17 protein-coding genes and 3 pseudogenes are annotated in these 18,920 nt (G+C 61.9%); 13 read left to right on the top strand and 7 right to left on the bottom strand.

The window, feature by feature from the left end:
- Positions 1 to 47 precede the first annotated feature (47 nt).
- Together HALKA_RS0107445 and HALKA_RS0107440 are read right to left on the bottom strand one after the other, a co-directional pair.
- Positions 48 to 695 (bottom strand): DedA family protein, encoded by a 648-nt coding sequence (locus HALKA_RS0107445; protein WP_018257389.1) that lies wholly within the window; start codon positions 693 to 695, stop codon positions 48 to 50.
- A gap of 39 nt (positions 696 to 734) precedes the next feature.
- Complete coding sequence (locus HALKA_RS0107440) at positions 735 to 1,046, bottom strand: hypothetical protein (RefSeq protein WP_018257388.1); 312 nt, start codon at positions 1,044 to 1,046, stop codon at positions 735 to 737.
- Positions 1,047 to 1,159: 113 nt separating this feature from the next.
- Here HALKA_RS0107440 and hemB point away from each other — a divergent pair, with 113 nt between their 5' ends.
- From hemB to HALKA_RS0107405, 6 genes are all read left to right on the top strand, one after another.
- Positions 1,160 to 2,140, top strand: coding sequence for a porphobilinogen synthase (hemB, locus tag HALKA_RS0107435; RefSeq protein ID WP_018257387.1), 981 nt, complete (start codon positions 1,160 to 1,162; stop codon positions 2,138 to 2,140).
- Between the two features lie 123 nt (positions 2,141 to 2,263).
- Positions 2,264 to 3,538 carry a DUF6498-containing protein gene (locus tag HALKA_RS0107430; RefSeq protein ID WP_018257386.1) on the top strand — a complete coding sequence of 425 codons (1,275 nt, stop codon included), beginning with the start codon at positions 2,264 to 2,266 and terminating at the stop codon, positions 3,536 to 3,538.
- 447 nt (positions 3,539 to 3,985) lie between these two features.
- A complete protein-coding gene (locus HALKA_RS0107420) occupies positions 3,986 to 5,311 on the top strand; it encodes an ammonium transporter (protein ID WP_018257385.1) in 1,326 nt (441 codons plus the stop codon).
- Complete coding sequence (locus HALKA_RS19365) at positions 5,304 to 5,654, top strand: nitrogen regulatory protein GlnK1 (protein WP_018257384.1); 351 nt, start codon at positions 5,304 to 5,306, stop codon at positions 5,652 to 5,654. Before HALKA_RS0107420 ends, HALKA_RS19365 begins: the two co-directional genes overlap by 8 nt.
- Before the next feature lie 7 nt (positions 5,655 to 5,661).
- On the top strand, positions 5,662 to 6,117 hold the full coding sequence (locus HALKA_RS0107410) for an Lrp/AsnC family transcriptional regulator (RefSeq protein ID WP_026190204.1): 456 nt from the start codon (positions 5,662 to 5,664) through the stop codon (positions 6,115 to 6,117).
- A gap of 131 nt (positions 6,118 to 6,248) precedes the next feature.
- The gene (locus tag HALKA_RS0107405; protein ID WP_018257382.1) at positions 6,249 to 6,884 is read left to right on the top strand and encodes a chemotaxis protein CheC; all 636 of its coding nucleotides are present in this window, start codon (positions 6,249 to 6,251) and stop codon (positions 6,882 to 6,884) included.
- 282 nt (positions 6,885 to 7,166) lie between these two features.
- Here HALKA_RS0107405 and HALKA_RS19360 read toward each other — a convergent pair.
- The 3 genes and pseudogenes from HALKA_RS19360 to HALKA_RS20310 all read right to left on the bottom strand — a co-directional run bounded on the left by HALKA_RS19360 (position 7,167) and on the right by HALKA_RS20310 (position 11,407).
- Positions 7,167 to 8,920, bottom strand: a pseudogene (locus HALKA_RS19360) (nitrite/sulfite reductase).
- Between the two features lie 1,076 nt (positions 8,921 to 9,996).
- Positions 9,997 to 10,851: an IS5 family transposase gene (locus HALKA_RS0107395; RefSeq protein ID WP_026190203.1), complete on the bottom strand. Its 855-nt coding sequence runs from the start codon at positions 10,849 to 10,851 to the stop codon at positions 9,997 to 9,999.
- Between the two features lie 19 nt (positions 10,852 to 10,870).
- Positions 10,871 to 11,407 carry a competence protein CoiA gene (locus HALKA_RS20310; RefSeq protein ID WP_211206017.1) on the bottom strand — a complete coding sequence of 179 codons (537 nt, stop codon included), beginning with the start codon at positions 11,405 to 11,407 and terminating at the stop codon, positions 10,871 to 10,873.
- A 390-nt stretch (positions 11,408 to 11,797) separates the two neighbouring features.
- On the opposite strand from HALKA_RS20310, the gene HALKA_RS0107385 reads away from it, so the two are divergent.
- From HALKA_RS0107385 to HALKA_RS0107355, 7 genes and pseudogenes are all read left to right on the top strand, one after another.
- Positions 11,798 to 12,943: an ISH3 family transposase gene (locus HALKA_RS0107385; RefSeq protein ID WP_018257378.1), complete on the top strand. Its 1,146-nt coding sequence runs from the start codon at positions 11,798 to 11,800 to the stop codon at positions 12,941 to 12,943.
- A gap of 178 nt (positions 12,944 to 13,121) precedes the next feature.
- Positions 13,122 to 14,347 (top strand): annotated as a pseudogene (locus HALKA_RS19355) (IS701 family transposase).
- 83 nt (positions 14,348 to 14,430) lie between these two features.
- Complete coding sequence (locus HALKA_RS19350; protein ID WP_018257377.1) at positions 14,431 to 15,423, top strand: FMN-binding glutamate synthase family protein; 993 nt, start codon at positions 14,431 to 14,433, stop codon at positions 15,421 to 15,423.
- Between the two features lie 75 nt (positions 15,424 to 15,498).
- Positions 15,499 to 15,771: a hypothetical protein gene (locus HALKA_RS0107370; RefSeq protein WP_018257376.1), complete on the top strand. Its 273-nt coding sequence runs from the start codon at positions 15,499 to 15,501 to the stop codon at positions 15,769 to 15,771.
- 18 nt (positions 15,772 to 15,789) lie between these two features.
- A complete protein-coding gene (locus HALKA_RS0107365; RefSeq protein ID WP_026190202.1) occupies positions 15,790 to 16,272 on the top strand; it encodes a dihydrofolate reductase in 483 nt (160 codons plus the stop codon).
- 19 nt (positions 16,273 to 16,291) lie between these two features.
- Positions 16,292 to 17,560, top strand: coding sequence for a M20 family metallopeptidase (locus HALKA_RS0107360; RefSeq protein ID WP_018257374.1), 1,269 nt, complete (start codon positions 16,292 to 16,294; stop codon positions 17,558 to 17,560).
- Positions 17,561 to 17,592: 32 nt separating this feature from the next.
- Positions 17,593 to 18,342, top strand: coding sequence for a sulfite exporter TauE/SafE family protein (locus HALKA_RS0107355; RefSeq protein WP_018257373.1), 750 nt, complete (start codon positions 17,593 to 17,595; stop codon positions 18,340 to 18,342).
- A 17-nt stretch (positions 18,343 to 18,359) separates the two neighbouring features.
- Here the strand turns inward: HALKA_RS0107355 and HALKA_RS21875 are convergent.
- Positions 18,360 to 18,581: pseudogene (locus HALKA_RS21875) on the bottom strand (winged helix-turn-helix domain-containing protein); the annotation flags it as partial.
- A 42-nt stretch (positions 18,582 to 18,623) separates the two neighbouring features.
- The coding region (locus HALKA_RS20300) for a transposase (RefSeq protein ID WP_080505805.1) at positions 18,624 to 18,920 on the bottom strand (297 nt) is incomplete at its 5' end.

Genomic DNA, 18,920 nt, shown 5'->3' with positions numbered 1-18,920 from the left:
CCTTTGTTAGCCGACCAGTTCGTCGTCGACCTGACGCGGCCGGTCTCTCACAGGAACCACAGGAGGCCGGCCTCGTTGAGGTAGTAAAACGAGACCGCGAGCCACGTCTCGAAGACCAGCGTCCCGACGGCCGACAGCGCGGCGAACCGACGGACACGCATCTCAGCGACGCCGGCCGGCACCGTCAGCATGCCGCGGGTGAACAGGAGCGCGTTGCTGACGGGGACGGCGGCGTGGCCCCAGCGATCGAACCAGCCGTCGAAGCGGTCGAGCTTCGACTCGCTGACCCGGAACCACGGCTTCTGGAGGAGCCACTCGCGGCCGCCCCGCTGGGCCAGCACGAACAGGGTCGTCTGGCCCGCTGTCGCCCCGACGACGGCCACCACGAAGATGGCGACGATCGCACCCCACTCGTAGCCGCCGTCGGTCGTCGCCAGCGCGCCGATGGCGGCGGGGACGAGCACCTCGCTGGGGGCGAAGTACAGCAACATCGCCCCTTCGAGGACGAAGATCACGAGCAGCGCCGCGAGCCCGTAGCGCTGGATCAGCTCGCGGGCCAGCTGCTCGTCGCCGACGACGAACAGCGCCACGCCGGCTCCCGCCAGCACGACGAACGAGAGCGCGATCGCGAGCAGGCCGTACTCCTCGACCCACGTCCGGAGCCGCGAGCGAGCGGGGAACGCCAGAGAGGCCATTCGAAAGGGGCAACGATCCTGCGGTGGAAATGCTTTCTGTTACCCGCCGATGCCGCGGTGCGCGCGGTCCACCCAGCCGACGAGTACCACGGCACTCGCGACGATCGCTGCGGTGTAGGCGATCCAGAGCCGATCGCCCGCGTCGCCGGTCCAGGTCAGGACGGCCATCGCGCCCGTAGCGAGTCCGACGAGGATCGTGTACGTGCCGACGAGATCGACCACCGACGGGTCCGGGCTGTCGTCGGGGCCGACGCCCGCGATCAGCGTCGTCACGCGACCGAACCTGATCAGGACGCCGAGGGCGAGCACCAGGAGCGCGCTACCCGCGACGGTCACAGTGCCAGCAGCCATAGCTCGCCGTTCGGGCGACGGGACCGAAAACGTTCGCCACGGGCTCGCCGGACCGGCGCTGCTGGGTCACCGGGAGCGGTGACTTCATTGGGCCGAGCCACCGAGACTGTCGTATGCAACCGACACGCCGACCGCGCCGGCTCCGGACCGACGGCGTCCGCGGGCTGGTCAGCGAGACGGCTCTCTCGCCAGCGGACCTGATCGCGCCGATCTTCGTCGACGCCACCACCGACGAGCGGGTGCCCATCGAGACGATGCCGGGTCACGAACGCGTCCCGGTCGAGGCGGCCGTCGACCGCGTCGAGGAGGTGCTGGCGACCGGCGTCGAGGCGGTGATCGTCTTCGGCGTCCCCGAGGCAAAGGACGAGCGCGGCTCGCGAGCCTGGGCGACCGACGGCGTCGTCCAGCGCGCGGTCCGGTCGATCACCGACGAGACCGACGCCTACGTCATCACCGACGTGTGCCTCTGTGAGTACACCAGTCACGGCCACTGCGGGATCGTCGAGGAGGGCGCGGTCGACGACCCGACGCTGACGGTCCGCAACGACCCGACCCTGGAACTGCTCTCGAAGACGGCGGTCTCGCACGCCCGCGCGGGGGCGGACATGGTCGCGCCCTCCAGCATGACCGACGGGATGGTCGGGGCGATCCGCGAGGGGCTCGACGACGACGGCTTCTCGGACGTGCCGATCATGAGCTACGCGGCCAAGTACGAGTCGGCCTTCTACGGTCCCTTCCGCGACGCCGCCGACGGCGCACCCGCCTTCGGCGACCGGCGGCACTACCAGATGGACCCCGCGAACGGCCGCGAGGCCATGCGGGAGGTCGCCCTCGACGTAGAGCAGGGCGCGGACGTGCTGATGGTCAAGCCCGCGCTGCCCTACCTCGATATCGTGAGCGCGATTCGCCGCGAGTACGACCACCCCGTCGCCGCCTACAACGTCAGCGGCGAGTACGCGATGTTGCACGCCGCCAGCGAGAAGGGATGGCTCGACCTCGACGCGGTCGCCCGCGAGTCGCTGCTCTCGATCAAGCGGGCCGGCGCGGACCTCATCCTGACGTACTTCGCCGAGGACATCGCCCAGCGGCTCTGAGACTGCCCAGCGGTGTGGTCGCCACACTCGCCAGCTCTCGCTCTCTGTGACGCGGCCGTGGCTCCAGATCGGACGGCGGACTACCGGGCCATTCATTTATCGAGCGTCGCTACCGACGCGTAGATGGTCGCCCTCCGCCGGATCGTTCCGTCGACGGACAGTCGCCGGCTCGAACTCGCAGAGATCACCGTCACCAACGCCGTGCCGGTCGTCGGCGTCGTCGCCTTCGAGTGGAACGTCGCCGCCCTCCTCGTGCTCTACTGGTTCGAACTCGGCGTCGACGCGGTGTGGGCGTTCGTGCGTGCGCTGTTTGCCGCCCGACCGCCCGAGGTCGACACCGACGGGCTGTTGATCGGGGCGGTTGCACAGCGCCGGCCGACGCTCGCCGTTCCGTGGACCGACCTCCACCTCCACGTCGTGACGCTGCTGACCCTCCCGATCGCGGTGCTGGTCGTCGCGGGGGTCTGGCTGTTCGCCGGTGCCTTCCTCGTCGGCCCGCTGGGCACGTCGGCACTCGACGACGACGCGGTCGCGAGCGTGACCCTGGCCACGCTCGCGATCTTCTGTACCACTGGTGTGTCGACGATACGGACCTACTTCCTGCGCGGCGAGTACCGGGACCACAACTCTCAGACCGCCATCAGCGGTGTCGTCTTTCGCATCTTCACCGTGTTCTTCGTCGGTATGTTCACGCTCTCGATGGTCGGCATCGTCAGCGCCGGACCCGACACGACGCTGGGGTCGCTCGATCCCACCGCGGTCGGCCCGGCGCTGCTGATCGCGATTATCGGTCTGAAGTACGCCTCTGACTTCCTGGGCGTGTACAGCGACCGACTCGCCGTCTACTTCGTCTCGTACGACGAGGCGTACGGGTGGTCCCAGGCCCCGCCCGAGCCCCAGTCGGTCGCGGGCGTGCCCGCCGATGCGGCCGACCGGGTTCGACCGACGCTCGCGGGTCGCGTCTTCGGTGGCGCGCCGCGTCTCCCACAGCACCCGGGGGCCGCCTTTCTCGGTGTCTTTCTGCTGGCCGTCGCGGCGCTGTTTGCCTTCGGCAGCGCCTGGCTCGTCGTCGGCCTCCTGGTCGCGCTCGGCGTCGCGATTCCGCTGACGCTCGTCTCTGTCGATCACCTGCTGCGATACGGCGCAGTCGAGTACCGCGCCGCACAGGGCGAGCGCGCCCTCGTCGCGTACGACCGGCTGTTCGGCGTCTCGCTGTGGCGCGTCGAGCCGTGGGACGAGACGGCCGTTCGGATCGAACGGACGCTCCTCGATCGGCTGCTCGGCACCGAGACGGTCGTCGTCGAGCTGCCCGACGACGAGTACCTGCTCCCGCATCTCCCCGCGACGCCGCCGATCCTGTCGGTCTTCGACCGCGAGACCGATCGGCCCCAGTCGTGAGCCCGGGCGAGCAGCGCCGACCCGCTCACCTCACGACTGGGGACCGGTGCGGCGACACTGCTGTCATACGGATTATTGTAGCGATTTACCGGTGATCGTCGCCACGGAGTAGACGATCACCGGTAAGCAACTACAATAAACCGTATCAGTGGGTGCGCGCGAGCGAAATATCCCCGAAGCACCGCAATCGGCCGTTCGTCCGGTTGACGAACGTTCGAAATCCGGGCGGACAGGCGGCGGTTTTCTGGACGGAATACAACCTTATATCGATAATATCATACCTTAATCTGGACGATCGTCTACGCAACACCCTCCTATCTCTGTTATTGTAAAGCAAATCCTTATGTAGGGCTACGGCAAGACCACTTCCGTGAGCAAGTTGACGATGACGGGCGCTGTGGAGATAAAGATGGACATTCAGACGCAATTCAAACACGATCCAAAACAATGACGTACGAACTACTACAGTCGAACCCGGAAACGATTGTCGAGGGAGTCAACCTCCTGTGGGTACTGGTGGTAACGTTCCTGATCTTCTTCATGCACGCGGGCTTCGCGATGCTGGAGGCCGGTCAGGTCCGTTCCAAGAACGTCGCGAACCAGCTGACGAAGAACCTCCTGACCTGGAGTGTCGGCGTCGCGCTGTTTTTCCTCGTCGGGGCGACCGTCGAGGGACTGGTCGGCGGTGCCGGCCTCTCCTGGCAGATGAACGGTAGCTCGTCGGGCTGGGTGACGTGGCTGTTCGGGGCCGTCTTCGCGATGACGGCTGCGACGATCGTCTCCGGGGCCGTCGCCGGCCGCGCGAAGCTCCGGGCGTACGTCACGTACACGGTCCTGATCGCGGCAGTGATCTACCCCGTCGTCAGCGGGATGTCGTGGTACGACGGCGGTCTGCTCGCCGGCCTGGGCTTCGCTGACTTCGCCGGCGGCATGGTCGTCCACGGCATGGGCGGTATCGCCGGTCTGACGGCGGCCTACGTGCTCGGTCCGCGCATGGGACGGTACAACGAGGACGGCAGCACGAACGTCATCCCCGGCCACTCGATGACCTTCGCCGTGCTGGGGACGCTGATCCTCGCGTTCGGCTGGTACGGCTTCAACGTCGGCACCGCCGCGACCGTCTTCAGCATCGAAGAGGGCGCGATCGCGCTCGGTGACTTCTCGTACGTCGGGCGTGTCGCGATGACGACGACGATCGCCATGGCCAGCGGGGCCATCGGTGCCGGTCTGATCTCCTGGGTCAAGACCAGCAAAGTCGATACGCTGTACGTCGCCAACGGTCTCCTCGCCGGCCTGGTCGGCATCACCGCGATCCCCAACACGACGACCTGGTGGGGTGCCTTCCTGGTCGGCGGGCTCGCCGGTGCACAGCTGCCGATCGTCTTCGAGTTCGTCGAGAAGCGCCTGCAGATCGACGACGTGTGTGCAGTCTTCCCGGTCCACGGGAGCGCGGGCGTCCTCGGGACCCTGCTGTACTCCTTCGTCGCGGTCGACGCCTGGGCCGGCGGTGCCAACGTCGGCTTCATGATCGACGGCTTCGTCACGCAGCTGATCGGCGTCGCGATCATCACGGTCTGGACGGTCGCCGCGACCGGCCTCATTTGGGGCGCTCTCAAGGCGGTCGGACAGGCACGCGTCACGCCCGAGCACGAACAGGAAGGCCTGGACGTCTCGGAGCACGGCGTCGAGACCTACCCCGAGTTCGGCAGCGGCAAGGGTGCCGTCGCCGACGGTGGCACCGTCGAGTACAACGAGGTGACCAGCGATGACTGACGAGATCAAGATGGTCGTCGCGATGGTTCGGCCGGACAAGCTCGGCGACGTCAAGGAGTCGCTGGCGGAAGTCGGCGCGCCGTCGCTGACGGTGACGAACGTCTCCGGCCGCGGTTCACAGCCGGCCAAGAAAGGCCAGTGGCGCGGCGAGGAGTACGTCGTCGATCTCCACCAGAAAGTCAAAATCGAGTGTGTCGTCGCCGACATCCCGGCCGACGACGTGGTCGATGCGATCCAGGAGGGCGCACACACCGGCGAGCCCGGCGACGGGAAGATCTTCGTGATCGACGTGGAGGACGCAATCCAGGTCCGAACGGGTGAACGCGGACCGGACGCCGTCTGATCGCTCGATGAACGTCGACGACACCGAGCGCCGGATCGTCAACGCCCTCTTGGCGGACGGCCGCGCCAGCCTCCGCGACATCTCCGGGGCGACCGGGATCGCGGAGTCGACCGTCTCCCAGCGGATCGACCAGCTCGAAACCCGCGGCGTTGTCGAGGGGTACGAGCCCCGCATCGACTACGAGTCGCTCGGCTACGACGTGACGGCCGTCTTCCAGCTGACGATCGACGGCGACGGACTGCCCGGCGTCCCGGAGCGACTCGGCGACGCCGAGCAGATGATCGGCGTCTACGAGGTGACGGGGAGCCACGACGTGGTCGCGATCGGGAAGTTCACGGACACCGCGGCGATGAACGCACGGATCAAGGAGCTGATGACAGACGACGACATCACCGCCGTCGAAACGTCTGTCGTGCTCAACACGGTCACGGAGTACGGGCAGTTTCGCGTCGAGGGGGAGTAACGTCGGTCCGCGACGCCGCTGGCGTCGCGCTGTTCGACCGGCGTGCCGTCCTCGCGACGACGGGTGGCTCCGAGTATCAGACGCTGAAATCTCGGCGGTGCGATTAAGCGAGTGGCTCCCGATTCGAGCGTATGAGCCTGCAAGTCGACGTGCGGAAACTCGACCTCTTCAACAAGATGGCCAAGGAGGGATCGGACACCGTCGCCGATCACCTCTCGCAACTGACCGGTGTCGACGCCTCGGTGCGAACCTCCCAGATCAACTTTCTCGACATCGGCGACGTCAAGACCCACCTCGGAAACGACGAGCGAATCGGTATCTACGTCGAGTTGATCGAGGCTCCCGGCGGGTACGTGCTGTTCGTCCTCGATCCCGACCACGGCAAGCGCCTGGCGGGACAGATGATGGGCGGTATCCAGGGGGCCGACGAGGGGTTCTCCGAGATGGAGGAGTCGGCGCTCCAGGAGATCGGCAACATCATGACCAGCGGCTTCATCGACGGGTGGGCGAACGTCCTCGACGCGACCATCGACATGACGACCCCGAGCCTGCTGGTCGACGACACGGCGACGATCATCGACTCCATGGGCGGCTGGCCCGACTCCGACCTCGTCTTCGTCGTCGACTCACACATCGTCGCCGAGGGAGCGGACATCGACATGACGGTGTACACCTTCCCCCAGCTCGAAGACCTCGTGGCGATGATTCAGGACATCGACCTCGACACCGACGTGGCAGAGGACACGACGGCCAGCGATCTACTGTAGTGCCCGTCTGGCACCTCCCGCGGCCGTAGGCGCTACTTATCGTCGATCGGGCTCTCGGGACCCGTCCCAGAACGGACACGCCGTCACGGTACGTCACGTGCGACGCCGCTCACCCCAGTTTGGCGCGACCTGTCCGATCTGCACTCGTCTTGTTCTCCGCACGATCCCGTCGGCGATTGTCAGCGACCGACACGCGGTCGTCGGATGCGCCGACGAGATCAGTCGTCCTCGCCGGCTCTGGTGTCGACGACCGATGTGCGGTCGTCGGATGCGCCGCTGAGATCAGTCGTCCGCTGACAGCGGCGTCCCGTCGGGTGCCGTCGGTGCGGGACTCTCGCCGTCGGCGAAGGGGTACCACGAGCCCTTGGCGTCGTAGAGGCAGGGGTCCTCGTACCCCTCGACTTCCTCGGGCTCCGCGAGTTCGACGATCGTCTCGTGGCCCGTCGCGTCGACCCACTCGCGGAACGTCTGGCCCTCTTCGCGCAGGGCGGCGTAGGCCTCGATCAGGTTCTGGACCATTCCGGGCAGTTCGTCGGCGGGCACGCGCTGACGGACCCACTCGATGAAGCTGGGCTCCTCGCCGATACCGCCGCCGACGCCGACGTCGACGGCCTCGATCATCTCTCCGTCCTTACGGGCTCGCATCCCCTGGAGTCCGATGTCGGCGGTCACGGCCTGGCCGCAGTCGGCGGTACAGCCAGAGAAGTGCATCTTGATTCGGTCGACGTCGTCGGGGACGGCGACGTTGTCGCTCAGCCAGCGCAACAGGACGGCCATCCGGGTCTTGGTCTCGGTCAGGGCGATCGAGCAGAACTCCGTTCCCGTACAGGCCATCGCGCCCTGGACGAAGGGGTTGGGCTCGGGGCTGTACTTCGAGAGGAGCGCCTCGTCGAGCAGCCCGTCGACGGCCGCCTCGGGTACGTCCATGACGAGAGGGTTCTGCCGGCGGCTGAGCCGGATCTCGCCGGAGCCGTACTCGCTCGCGAGGTCCGCGAGTTCGATCGCGTCGGCCGCGGGCAGCCTGCCGACGGGGACGCTGAGACCGACGTACTGTTTGCCGTCTTTCTGGTCGTAGACGCCGACGTGATCGTGTGCGCCGCGTTCGCTGGGTTTGCCGGCGTTGTAGGTGTACTCGCCCCGGAAGTCCGTCCCCGCACGTTCGAGTTCGAAGTCCAGCCGGTCGTCGAGCGCCGCCCGGATCTCGTCCGTGCCCCACTCGTCGACGAAGAACCGGGCGCGGTTCTTCGAGCGGTTCTGACGGTCGCCCTCCTCGTGGTACAGTTCGACGAACGCCCGGACCGTCTCCTTGGCGTGTTCCGGACGGACGAACAGGTCCAGCGGGCGTGCTGGGCGGGGCTCGCGGCCGCCGAGACCGCCGCCGACGCGGACGTTGAACCCCTCGACTTCCTCCCCGTCCACGAACGTGTGGGCCGGCTCCAGTCCGATGTCGTTGATGGAGTCCTGGGCACACCCCTGTCGACAGCCGGTCACCGAGATGTTGAACTTCCGGGGCATGTTGCAGAGCTCGTCGTCGCCGCGGATGTCCGTCTGGATCTCGTCGAGGAGCGCACGGGAGTTGACGTACTCCTCGGCCTTGCCGGCGACCGGACACCCCGAGACGTTTCGCATCGTGTCGCCGCCGGCAGACCGGGAGGAGACGCCGACTCCCTCCAGCTTCTCCCAGATCTCGGGGATGTCTTCGAGCTTGAGCCAGTGGAGCTGGATCGACTGTCGCGTCGTGAGGTCGACGTAGCCGTTGCCGAACTCGGGGTTCCGACGGGGCCCTGTGCGTACTCCCGAGCGACTTCGCCGATGGCCCGGAGCTGGCCCGGTTCGAGGACGCCGCCGCAGTTGGTCAGGCGCAGCATGAAGTACGACTCTTGGCCCGACCGCTGGTGGAACACGCCCCAGAACTTGAACCGGGCGAACCACTCCTCGGGGATCGAGTCCCAGCCGCGCTCGGCGAACTCGACGAGCTTCTCTCTGACCTCGTCACCGTACATCTCGTCTTTCCAATCTTCTTTCTTGTGTGCCATCGTTGTGGGTGTATGTTTCGAAATTCTGCAGATATACTCACGTGTGTCTGTTGTTCTACGATGGTAGACACATCTTCGTCGCACATAATCCTAAGCATTAAATAAATCTCTATTTAGGGATATTTCGTGGACGGACGTTCGAACTACAGGGTCTTTAAGGACGCATTCGGTTCTGAAACTGGAATATTCTAGACGAACTTCAACCTAAACTCTCCGCGCGGTAGTGTTCAACTTCGCATGGAATCAGCTTATCTGAACACTACCCATCGGCCTTGTTTAGACGCAGTACAAATCGGCTCTTGCGGCGTATGCTCCGCGAACAGATCGACACGATGAGGCACTCAGGACAGATTTTAGATCAACCGCAACGGCCCGTGACTCGCCGGTTGAGGAGCGTCTAAACACGGCCCTACCCATCTGGTTCAGCAGCAGTCCCACCAGGGTTACTTAGAATCAATTCAAACGTCTATCAAAATTTTACAAGATTAAGAGCGATTGTATAAAGGTCTCTGCCAGTAGTCGAGGGCGTGAGTGGGGACGATTCGAATCCGCTTCCGAAGGTGTTGATGTGTGAGTCTTTCAAGTCAGCAGTGTCTGATTTGACATCACTACGGGTGATCTCTGGTTCCTTTCCACGATTGTTGACGGTCTGTGAACGCTGATGTCCAGCGTCTCTTAGAGTGTATTCACTATTATCGATTGTTTCCTATCAATGCGATATAATCTGTAGAGAGATTGTCTGGTGGAACAAGCGATGCGCGAGAAGCCAGTTCAAGCTACATCTATTATTTTTATCTCGATATTTTCCGATGATTATATACTAATATATTATATTATTTATGGTAGATAACATATTTATATATAAGGAGAATAATTTCTAGATATGATAGAAGATAATCACAACCTCAACAGGCGAAAAGTGCTAGGAAACATTGCGGCTGCTGGGTCTGCATCTCTCATTGGGATGACGGCATCGGTTGGTGCAAGCTCGGATGAAGCATCCGTTGATATGGATCGGGTGCTACAGTCTAACAGTATAACTCAGCTTGGCCTTGTTCAGACGCGTGATTTCACGGTCATGAGTGGCTGACGCTGAGTTCGATGTTTCTGACAGCACATTTTAGAACGAGTTCGCGGAACTGACCGAACCAGGTTCGAGCCCGAACGATCTCGCCGTATTTGCGTCGCAGCGCGAAAAACGTGGATTCGGCGTTCGAGCGTTGATGGTAGATCATATCATCTTGCAAGAAATTGTTGGCGACGCCGTGCCAGCCGAATTCGCGGTGCTTAATCACCGGTTTGACGCCTTCAGCACGGAGCCTTTGGCGGAGGAGCCACCAGTCGTAGCCCTTGTCAGCTGTAAGAATATTCAGTTTGTCGAGGTTGCGTTTGACCATTTGCCAGCCGATCTTAGAATCGTGCGGTTGTTTCATCGAGCAATGTATATCTAGAATCGCACCTGTCTTGCAATCACTGAGGAGGGTCGTTTTCACCGCCTCGAACGTGTAATTCGTCCGTTTTGCGTAGTGTTGGCTGGCGGCTATCCGATCCATGCCGGTTGCGTCGATCGCCTGAACATCGCCAAGATCGTGCAACTCCGCCGACAGCCGCAGCAAGACACGCCAGATACGCATTTCCAGGTCCTGCTTGCGTGTACACACGGTCGTGAAATCAGGCAGATTAGCCACTGCTAGGCCGAGTTTGGCGACAATTCCATGCATTTCGTGGAGCACGTCCAGCAACCGCTGATACGTGTGATCAAGATACTCGCGGAGACCGTGAAGCGTGACGATCACCCAATCTGCGTAGCCGTTTTCTCCTTCTTCGTACGCTGGATCCGGTTCGCCGACGACGGCTTTTTGAGCAAGCGAGACAACCCGATCAGTGAAGCGGGCGAGCTGTGTAGACACAACCGGCTTTTCCCGCTTCACTTCCTAGTAAGTTAGACATTTAGCCGCTCTTACTAGCGTCTAAACACGGCCCACCGATTGTATCGTAGTTGAACGTATCGAGAAGGACTGTTGCCGCGCGTATCCAGACAACCGAGTACCCAGCGGCCAAGTAGTCATGCGTCACCTGCTGAACATCCTTGTCCTCGTGACTGTGCTGCACCTCAACCGCAAGTCCTTCCCCAAAGTAGGGGTTCCAATCGTCGAACGTCGCGAGGGCGTCAGCGCGGCGTTCAGTCACAGGTGTCGGTTCCTCAGATACGTCGACGTCCACCTCTGTCTCGATGCGGGCGTTTTCTCCGAACTGCTGATGCAGAGCGACCTCGACACGGGCGACTGCGCGTTCGTGGGTTTCCGACTCGCCGCCGTTCGAACAGCTTTGGCTGGCATCGTCTGATACATGGTAGAAATGTCGAGACCTGCCCGGCGCCGATCGCGGGTACATCGTCCCGCCGCATACCGGACAGGTGACCTCTTCTCCATCGTCGATAATGGCGGGGACGACCGGACGACCGTCACGACGACCGCGGAAGGGCATATCCCCACAGAATATCTCAATAAGCAAGTATCTCCCCCAGCTAATCGGCCTAGTTAAGTGAAGCTAGAGTCCTAGGGCCGACTCTCCGGAGGGATTTTCTAAGCAGTATTTTGTGTTCTATGTCCCGGATCAGACCTCGCCTCCACGCCGTATTCCTAATCAGTATTCAAAAACTCGAGAACAGTCTCCAGCGATTCTATTCGTCCGATGAGTCGTCGGACCGTGTGTTGTCGGGGCTGTCGCTGCCCTTGAATGTCTCGTTGGATCCGAACTGCCCCAAGTCGGGGGCTTCTCCGTCTCCGGAGGATCCGGAGTCACCAGAGTTGCCTTCCTCACTCATAGTATCAGTCGATCACATCGGGTTAGAGGAAGTGTCTGCTTGGATGCGGTGTGAAGCCTACCCAAGCAGACAGCGAGATAGAGGAAGAGCACCTGCTTAATTTTGTCGTTAACAGCCTCGACGAGGAGCTTGCGTTAGATCTCGGCGAAGACGTTGAGGTCACGACGGAGACGTTGTACGAGGTCCTCGCCGGCGCCAGCGCCGGCGGGACCTCGATCAACCACGTCTGCGAAACGACCGACGACTCGCCGCACGCCAATACCGTCCGTGGATATCTCACCGATCAGTTCGACCTTGACTCTGTTGAGGCGGTCGGAGACACGCTCCTGCAACGGGATGCTCTTGAAACACTGCCGGATCGATCGGTGGAGGTCGTCGCCGACCTCCACCTCGATCCCTACTACGGCGACGAAGATGAGACAGAGGCGTTGTACTCGTCTCAAGCGAAACGCGGAACAACGACGTTTCACGCCTATGCAACGCTCTATGCGCGGGTACGCAACAAACGGTACACGCTGGCGGTTCGCCAGCTGGTCGCTGGCGACACCACCAGCGATGTCCTCGCCGAGTTTCTCGAACTCCTCGACGGCCTTGACCTCGGCGTCAAGGCCGTCTACCTGGATCGCGGATTCTACAATAGCACCTGTCTCAGCCTGCTGTACGCGCACAACTACGCTTTCGCCATGCCGATTGTCAAGTGGGGTGAGACGATTCAGAACGAACTTAGCAGCGGCTGGAGCCGCGAGATCGAACACGATCTCGCCGGCAAGGTGACGTTCCCTGTGTTCATCGACTGCGTCTACCAGCAAGGACGATACGACGAACACGGGGTGGCGCGTCACGGCTACGCCGCTGACGCGCCGTTTATCGACACACCACGAGATGCACGAGAGCACTACAGCAAGCGCTTCGGCATCGAATCGAGCTACCGATTAGCCAAGCAAAGCCTCGCGTTCACCAGTTCTCAGGACGCTGGTCTGCGACTGGTGATGTTTGTAGTGAGCCTCCTGCTCCAGAACAGCTGGCGGTATCTCCACTGGATGTACGTGGCGGCGCCCCGCCGAGGGGGGCGCCGCCTCTGGCAGTGGTCATTCACGGAATTCTGTGAGATGGTGCTGCGAGCAGCCTGGACAGCGCTCGGTGTGCGCAGGACAGTTCCAGCAAACCAACCACTCGACGACCGGTTCTTCCGGTAGCTGTCCGCCGATCAGGACAGTGGTCGTGAGTGGCAACACCGTCGCGTCGGCGGCGATTTGCCGCCGACAGCGACTCCGAATTACCGAGACTCTCCGTCTGTGTCATTTTGAGAACTAACTACGCATCTCAGCTTTGAACGTTGAAGTTGGAGCGTGACATAGGCGGTAGCGAAGACGGATGATGCCGATTACGGACTTCTTGTCGTGTATGCGTGTGTTCGACGAGTTCGAGTCGCTCTCACCGGCGCAACGCTATCACGCCAAAACCTACGCCACAGGTCTTGTTGCGGCCAGCAACAAGACCGTGGCAGGTATCGCACGCGAAGTCCTTCCAGCTGGAGACAAACGCGCTCTCAACAAGTTCCTCACCGAGTACGACTGGGACGAACAGCAATTCAACCACGAACGCCTCGAAGAACTCCAAAAACACGGTGAAACGCGCTGGTCGAAGGATGGCTACATCATCCTCGACGACACGATCACCGAGAAAGCCGGGGACGACGTCCCCGGCGTCGGTCGCTTCTACGATCACGCCCAAGGCGACACTGTCTGGGGCCAAGACCTCATCTACGCCTTCTACGCTGACGACAAAACCGCCTATCCGCTCACTTTCCGCCTCTACGAAAAACAGGATGGAGACGCCAAGACCACGACACTAAGTACGACCTCGCCCGCGATATCGTCACAGAACTCGAAGACGAGGTAGGTGTCCCGGCGGACACCTACCTCTTCGACTCGTGGTTCGCCCACGACTCCGGCCTTCCTGAACTCATCGAATCATACGACAAGGACTGGATTGGCCCGCTCCGGAGCAATCGACAGGTGACCTACGGCGGAGAAGTGATCCGCGTCGATGCGCTGGAAGAGCGCATCGACACGGTTGAGCGTAACGTTGAGGACGAAATCTACCACATCTGGACGAAGAAGCTTCCCGTCTCCCAGTTGGGAGACGTGAAGCTGGTCCTCGCTGAGAAAGAAACCGACAAAGAAGACGAAGAGAACCCGGTCAAGTACCTCGCTACGAACAAGATCGACGCACCGACCGAGCACATTATTCGCTCCTACGGGATGCGGTGGCGCATCGAGACGTTCTTCGAGGACTCGAAGCAGGATCTCGGCTTGGGAGACTGCGAGATGCAGACCGACGAAGGTGCCAGTCGGCACTGGCACCTTCTGATGGCTGCCTACAGTCTCGTTCGTCTTGATCCCGAATCGAGCGCCTTGGGGACGGTTCGCTCGAAAGCGTCATCGCTTCGAGCGAACCTTGAGCACTCCCTGAAAGAAGCCGTTTACAACCTCCTCTCGTGGGTTCGAGACAACAATGATCGTGGCGTCGATGACCTCATGGAGGAGATCGATCACCTCTTCGTTCACTCAACAGCCGACGCTAACGTTCAAAGCTGAGTACGCATCGAAAACGCAGATTCACGCTCTAATGGAGCGATTAGAGAGTTCTTGATGTGATCGACTGAATCTTCGTCAGCGACATGAGCTTCGGCGCGCTCAGCGAGGAGGCGAAGATCGCGATTTCGAAAGGGGCAGACCAGGCCGGCACGGGCGTCTGTTCTGGTGAGGGCGGGATGCTCCCCGAAGAGCAGGAGGCCAACTCCCGGTACTTCTACGAGTACGCCACGGGGAAATTCGGGTGGGACATCGAGAAGGTTGAGCGCGTCCAGGCGTTCCACTTCAAGGCCGGGCAGGGGGCCAAGACGGGGACTGGCGGCCACCTCCCCGGAGAGAAGGTACAGGGTCGGATCGCCGAGGTTCGCGACCTCGAACCGGGGACCGACGCCGTGAGTCCGTCCCGGTTCGACAACCTGGAGACGCCCGAGGACTTCGCCGAGATGGCCGATCGGGTGCGGGACGTCGGCGGCGGCATCCCGATCGGGTTCAAGCTCTCCGCCCAGCACGTCGAAGACGACATCGATTTCGCCCTGGAGGCCGGCGCGGATTACCTGATTCTGGACGGCCGCGGCGGCGGGACCGGTGCCGCCCCGGACGTCTTCAAGGACAACATCTCCGTCCCGACGATGGTTGCGCTCGCCCGGGCGCGCCGCCACCTAGACGCGCGCGACCGATCGGACGTGACGCTCATCGCGACGGGCGGCCTCCGGACGGAGTCGGACTTCATCAAGGCGATGGCGCTGGGCGCCGACGGGATCGCGGTCGCGAACTCGGCGATGCAGGCCATCGGCTGTCTCGGAATGCGCGCATGTGACTCGAATAACTGTCCGGTCGGGATCGCGACCCAGCGGGAGGACCTCAGGAACCGGCTCGTGATCGAGTCCGCGGCCGACGGCCTACAGAACTTCTTCGAGGCGACGGTCGAACTGATGAAGGTGATGGCCCGTGCCTGCGGTCACGACAGTCTCTCCGGGTTCGAGCGCCGTGATCTGACGACCTGGAAGAAGGACATCGCCGACTTGACCGGCGTCGAATACGCCGGCGTCGCGTCGACCCGACGCGGCGGGTCCAATTAAAAATCTATCGGAGAGTCGCGGTAGAGTAACACACCTGACGAACTATCAAACCCCCTCGGGATGTGACATACTCACATGGGAACCGAAACGATGTCATCGACAGCCCCACCGGAACGAACAGACGTGCCGCCGGAGACGTTCGCGATCCACGTGACCGACGAGCGGATCAGCGTCTGGCAGTACCGCGTCACCGTTTCCAGCCCCGGCGGGGAGTGGACCGCAGTCGAGACGCTCGCGCTCGACGACGAGCCACGGCTCTCGCTCGAATACGCGAAACCGGCAGCACCGACCGAAGACGGATACTGGATCTACAGCCGAGAGTACAGCTGTGAACTGGATTGTGAGTGAGACACGATGAATACAACAATTGAGCTGATCGTGGTCGCTGCGGTGGCAGAGAACGGCGTCATCGGCAAGGACGGCGAGATACCATGGCCCAGCGTTCCCGCGGATAAACAACAGTACCGGGCCCGGATCGCAGACTCGCCGGTGGTCCTCGGTCGACGGACGTTCGATTCGATGCGCGAGGACCTGCCTGGGACTGCCCAGATCGTTCTGAGCCGTTCGACGTCCGAATACGACATCGAATCGGCGCTCCACGCGAGCGGGATCGACAAGACAGTCGAGATCGTCGAGTCACTCGGGTTCGACCATGCCTACGTCGTCGGCGGCGCGGGCATCTACGACCTGTTCCAGCCTGTCGTCGACCAGATGGTACTCAGCCGGATTCCGGGGGAATACGACGGCGATACGTACTTCCCCGACTGGGATCGGACGGAGTGGACCCTCGTCGACCGCACTCTCCACGACGACTTCACCCTCGAGGAGTGGGAGCGAGAACGGAGCTAGCGACACCTCCTACCCAATCATGGACACATCCGATCTACCGACGGCCGTCGCAGAGTATCTCTCCACCAATCGCCAAGAACTGTACGAGATCACAGAGACGCTCGTCGGCTACGAGACACAGAATCCACCCGGGCGGACGGTCGATATCGTCGAGTGGCTCGAAACCACGCTCGACGAGCCGGCGCTGACAGTCGAGCGCTGTGAGGTCGATCCCGAGAAGCCGAACCTCGTCGTCACACTCCCCGGACAAAGCGACCACACGCTGTGTTTCAACGGCCATCTCGACACCGTCCCGTTCGACGAGAGCGATTGGACGTACGATCCGTCGGGTGAGCGAGACGACAAGCGCATCTATGGGCGTGGTGCGACCGATATGAAGGGAGCCGTCGCTGCAATGGTGCAGGTCGCGCTCGCCTACGCTCGTACGGAGACGGAGCCGCCTGTAACACTCCAGTTCGCGTTCGTCAGCGATGAGGAGGCGGGCGGCGACGCCGGCCTCACGACGCTGCTGGAGACCACGGAGTTCGACCCCGACGCCTGCGTCGTCGGCGAAACGACCGCTCGGAACGGGCGCTATTCCGTCTCTGTCGCCGATCGCGGGAACATCTGGCTCACGCTCGAGGCGTCGGGCACTGCCGCTCACGGCTCGCGGCCGATGATCGGGGAGAACGCCATCGACCGACTGACGGAGGGAATCGAGCAGTTACGCAACGACTTCGGACAGCAGCAACTGTCCGTCGATTCATCGATGGATGAGATCATCGAGGAGTCCGTCGACTTCTACGAACCGGAGGCCGGTGCCGACTCGACCCGCCGTCTGTACCGCTATCCCACCATCAATCTCGGCATCATCGAGGGGGGAACGGCGATCAATACGGTACCGGCCTCAGCGTGTGCAAGAGTTGATGTCCGATTGACCGCAGGTGTCGATACCAGGGAGGTACTCGGCGGGATACGGAACTGCTTGACCGGGATGGACGGCATCGAGATTACGGACATCTCGTGGACCCGTGGGTCGTACGAACCACTTGGGAGTCCAATCGTCGAAGCGAGCGCGTGGGCGGCCGAACGCGTCGTCGACGACCAGGTCTACCGACGGAGCGCGACCGGTGGTGGCGATGCCAAGGTCCTTCGGCACAACGGGATACCGACGGTCGAGTTCGGTTTCGGCACCCAGACGGCGCATGGAACTGACGAATACACGACGACCGAGGCCCTGGTTCGAAACGCCATCAGTTTCGGAACGCTCCCAGCCCTCTACGAGCAACTCACGAGCGCTGATGTATGATTTCAGCTATTGGGGGGACGACAGTCGCGCTGATGACGCTCGTTATTCTAATTGCCGGAACGACGAACGGACTCGCTGGTTTCGGGTTCGCTCTCGTCGGGACGATGGCACTTGCGACGGTAATCGATCCGGCGACGGCAGTCGTGTTCATGATTATCCCAATTCTCGCGGTGAATCTCTCGCTGGTACGTGATCTCTCCAGGGAAGAGCTTCGAACCTGTAGTCGACGGTTTGGACCACTCATCGGTGCAGCGCTGGTCGGCACGGTTGTCGGGATGGTCGTTCTCAGCAGCATTCCCAATGGCCCATTGCGTGTCGGTCTGGGACTGTTGACTCTCGGATTCGTCGCGACAGCCCAGCAACGGATCCCCCTCCCGGAATGGTCGTCAGGTGGGATCGGTGCGTTCGCTCAAACGCGAGTCGGAATGCTCGGTGTCGGCGGCATCTCTGGACTGCTGTTCGGCGGAACAAACGTCGGTGTACAGCTCATCGCGTATCTTCGGAGCTTCGATCTCTCACACGGATTGTTCGTCGGCGTCGTCGCGCTCGTATTCCTGGGACTCAACGGGATCCGCGTTGGTGTGGCAGGTCTATTGGGGCTGTATCCGAGCCGGATAATCATACTCGCATCCGTCGTCGCTGCCATCCCGGCCGTCATCGGAGTCGCAGTCGGGAAGCGCCTGCGAGTTACCGCCAGCGAGCGTGCACGCAGACTTGTCGTCTTGGGACTCCTCACTGTCGTCGGATTCCGTCTCGTCGGCGGTGGATTGGGACTGATCTAGTCGTCGGTGCCAATACGTTAGTCGTCACCCGATTCCAGGGAATAGATCCGCTGTCTAGCATCCAAGAACGATATACGGGAGGTGACAATCTTGTTCTCTTCGAGCTGCGTGAGGGCATACCGAACGGTTCAGGGCGGGAGAAGCGTCGACTCAGCTAGCTCCGACTGCGTACAATCACCCTCGTATTCGAGTGTTTTCGAAACGAGTTTGACACTCGGCGGGAGATCCGCAAGGGCAGCAGAAGCTTCCTGATACGGTCGTACATTAGTTTTTACTGGTAATTAACGACAGAGATACTTCCAGATATTCGGTTCATCAACAGTTGGAAGGCCTCGCTGGATTTGCTGTTTTAGCGTCGAAAGATCTGGGATGAGTCGATGCTTGAACCACTCGTTGAGACGATCCCAGCATCCTTCGACTGGATTGAGCTCCGGTAATTTTGGTGGGAAGTACCAGATATCGAGGTCGGTTTCCTCGTCCCCGCGCACGCACGCGACCGAACTGTCTCCGACAGTTTCGGTCGCGCGTTCACCGCTAACGTGTTCCCAGAGATCTCTGTTGTAAAAGTATCCAGCACG

The sequence above is a fragment of the Halomicrobium katesii DSM 19301 genome, from assembly GCF_000379085.1.
GTDB lineage: Archaea > Halobacteriota > Halobacteria > Halobacteriales > Haloarculaceae > Halomicrobium > Halomicrobium katesii.
Note: the sequence above shows the minus strand (reverse complement) of the source record. Positions and strands in the feature narration are given on the sequence as shown.

What these genes read in the sequence shown, in the direction of transcription:
- HALKA_RS0107445 (WP_018257389.1), bottom strand. Translation starts at nt 695, where the DNA reads ATGGCCTCTCTGGCGTTCCCCGCTCGCTCGCGGCTCCGGACGTGGGTC.
- HALKA_RS0107440 (WP_018257388.1), bottom strand. Translation starts at nt 1,046, where the DNA reads ATGGCTGCTGGCACTGTGACCGTCGCGGGTAGCGCGCTCCTGGTGCTC.
- hemB (WP_018257387.1), top strand. Translation starts at nt 1,160, where the DNA reads ATGCAACCGACACGCCGACCGCGCCGGCTCCGGACCGACGGCGTCCGC.
- HALKA_RS0107430 (WP_018257386.1), top strand. Translation starts at nt 2,264, where the DNA reads ATGGTCGCCCTCCGCCGGATCGTTCCGTCGACGGACAGTCGCCGGCTC.
- HALKA_RS0107420 (WP_018257385.1), top strand. Translation starts at nt 3,986, where the DNA reads ATGACGTACGAACTACTACAGTCGAACCCGGAAACGATTGTCGAGGGA.
- HALKA_RS19365 (WP_018257384.1), top strand. Translation starts at nt 5,304, where the DNA reads ATGACTGACGAGATCAAGATGGTCGTCGCGATGGTTCGGCCGGACAAG.
- HALKA_RS0107410 (WP_026190204.1), top strand. Translation starts at nt 5,662, where the DNA reads ATGAACGTCGACGACACCGAGCGCCGGATCGTCAACGCCCTCTTGGCG.
- HALKA_RS0107405 (WP_018257382.1), top strand. Translation starts at nt 6,249, where the DNA reads ATGAGCCTGCAAGTCGACGTGCGGAAACTCGACCTCTTCAACAAGATG.
- HALKA_RS20310 (WP_211206017.1), bottom strand. Translation starts at nt 11,407, where the DNA reads ATGCCCTTCCGCGGTCGTCGTGACGGTCGTCCGGTCGTCCCCGCCATT.
- HALKA_RS19350 (WP_018257377.1), top strand. Translation starts at nt 14,431, where the DNA reads ATGAGCTTCGGCGCGCTCAGCGAGGAGGCGAAGATCGCGATTTCGAAA.
- HALKA_RS0107370 (WP_018257376.1), top strand. Translation starts at nt 15,499, where the DNA reads ATGGGAACCGAAACGATGTCATCGACAGCCCCACCGGAACGAACAGAC.
- HALKA_RS0107360 (WP_018257374.1), top strand. Translation starts at nt 16,292, where the DNA reads ATGGACACATCCGATCTACCGACGGCCGTCGCAGAGTATCTCTCCACC.
- HALKA_RS0107355 (WP_018257373.1), top strand. Translation starts at nt 17,593, where the DNA reads ATGACGCTCGTTATTCTAATTGCCGGAACGACGAACGGACTCGCTGGT.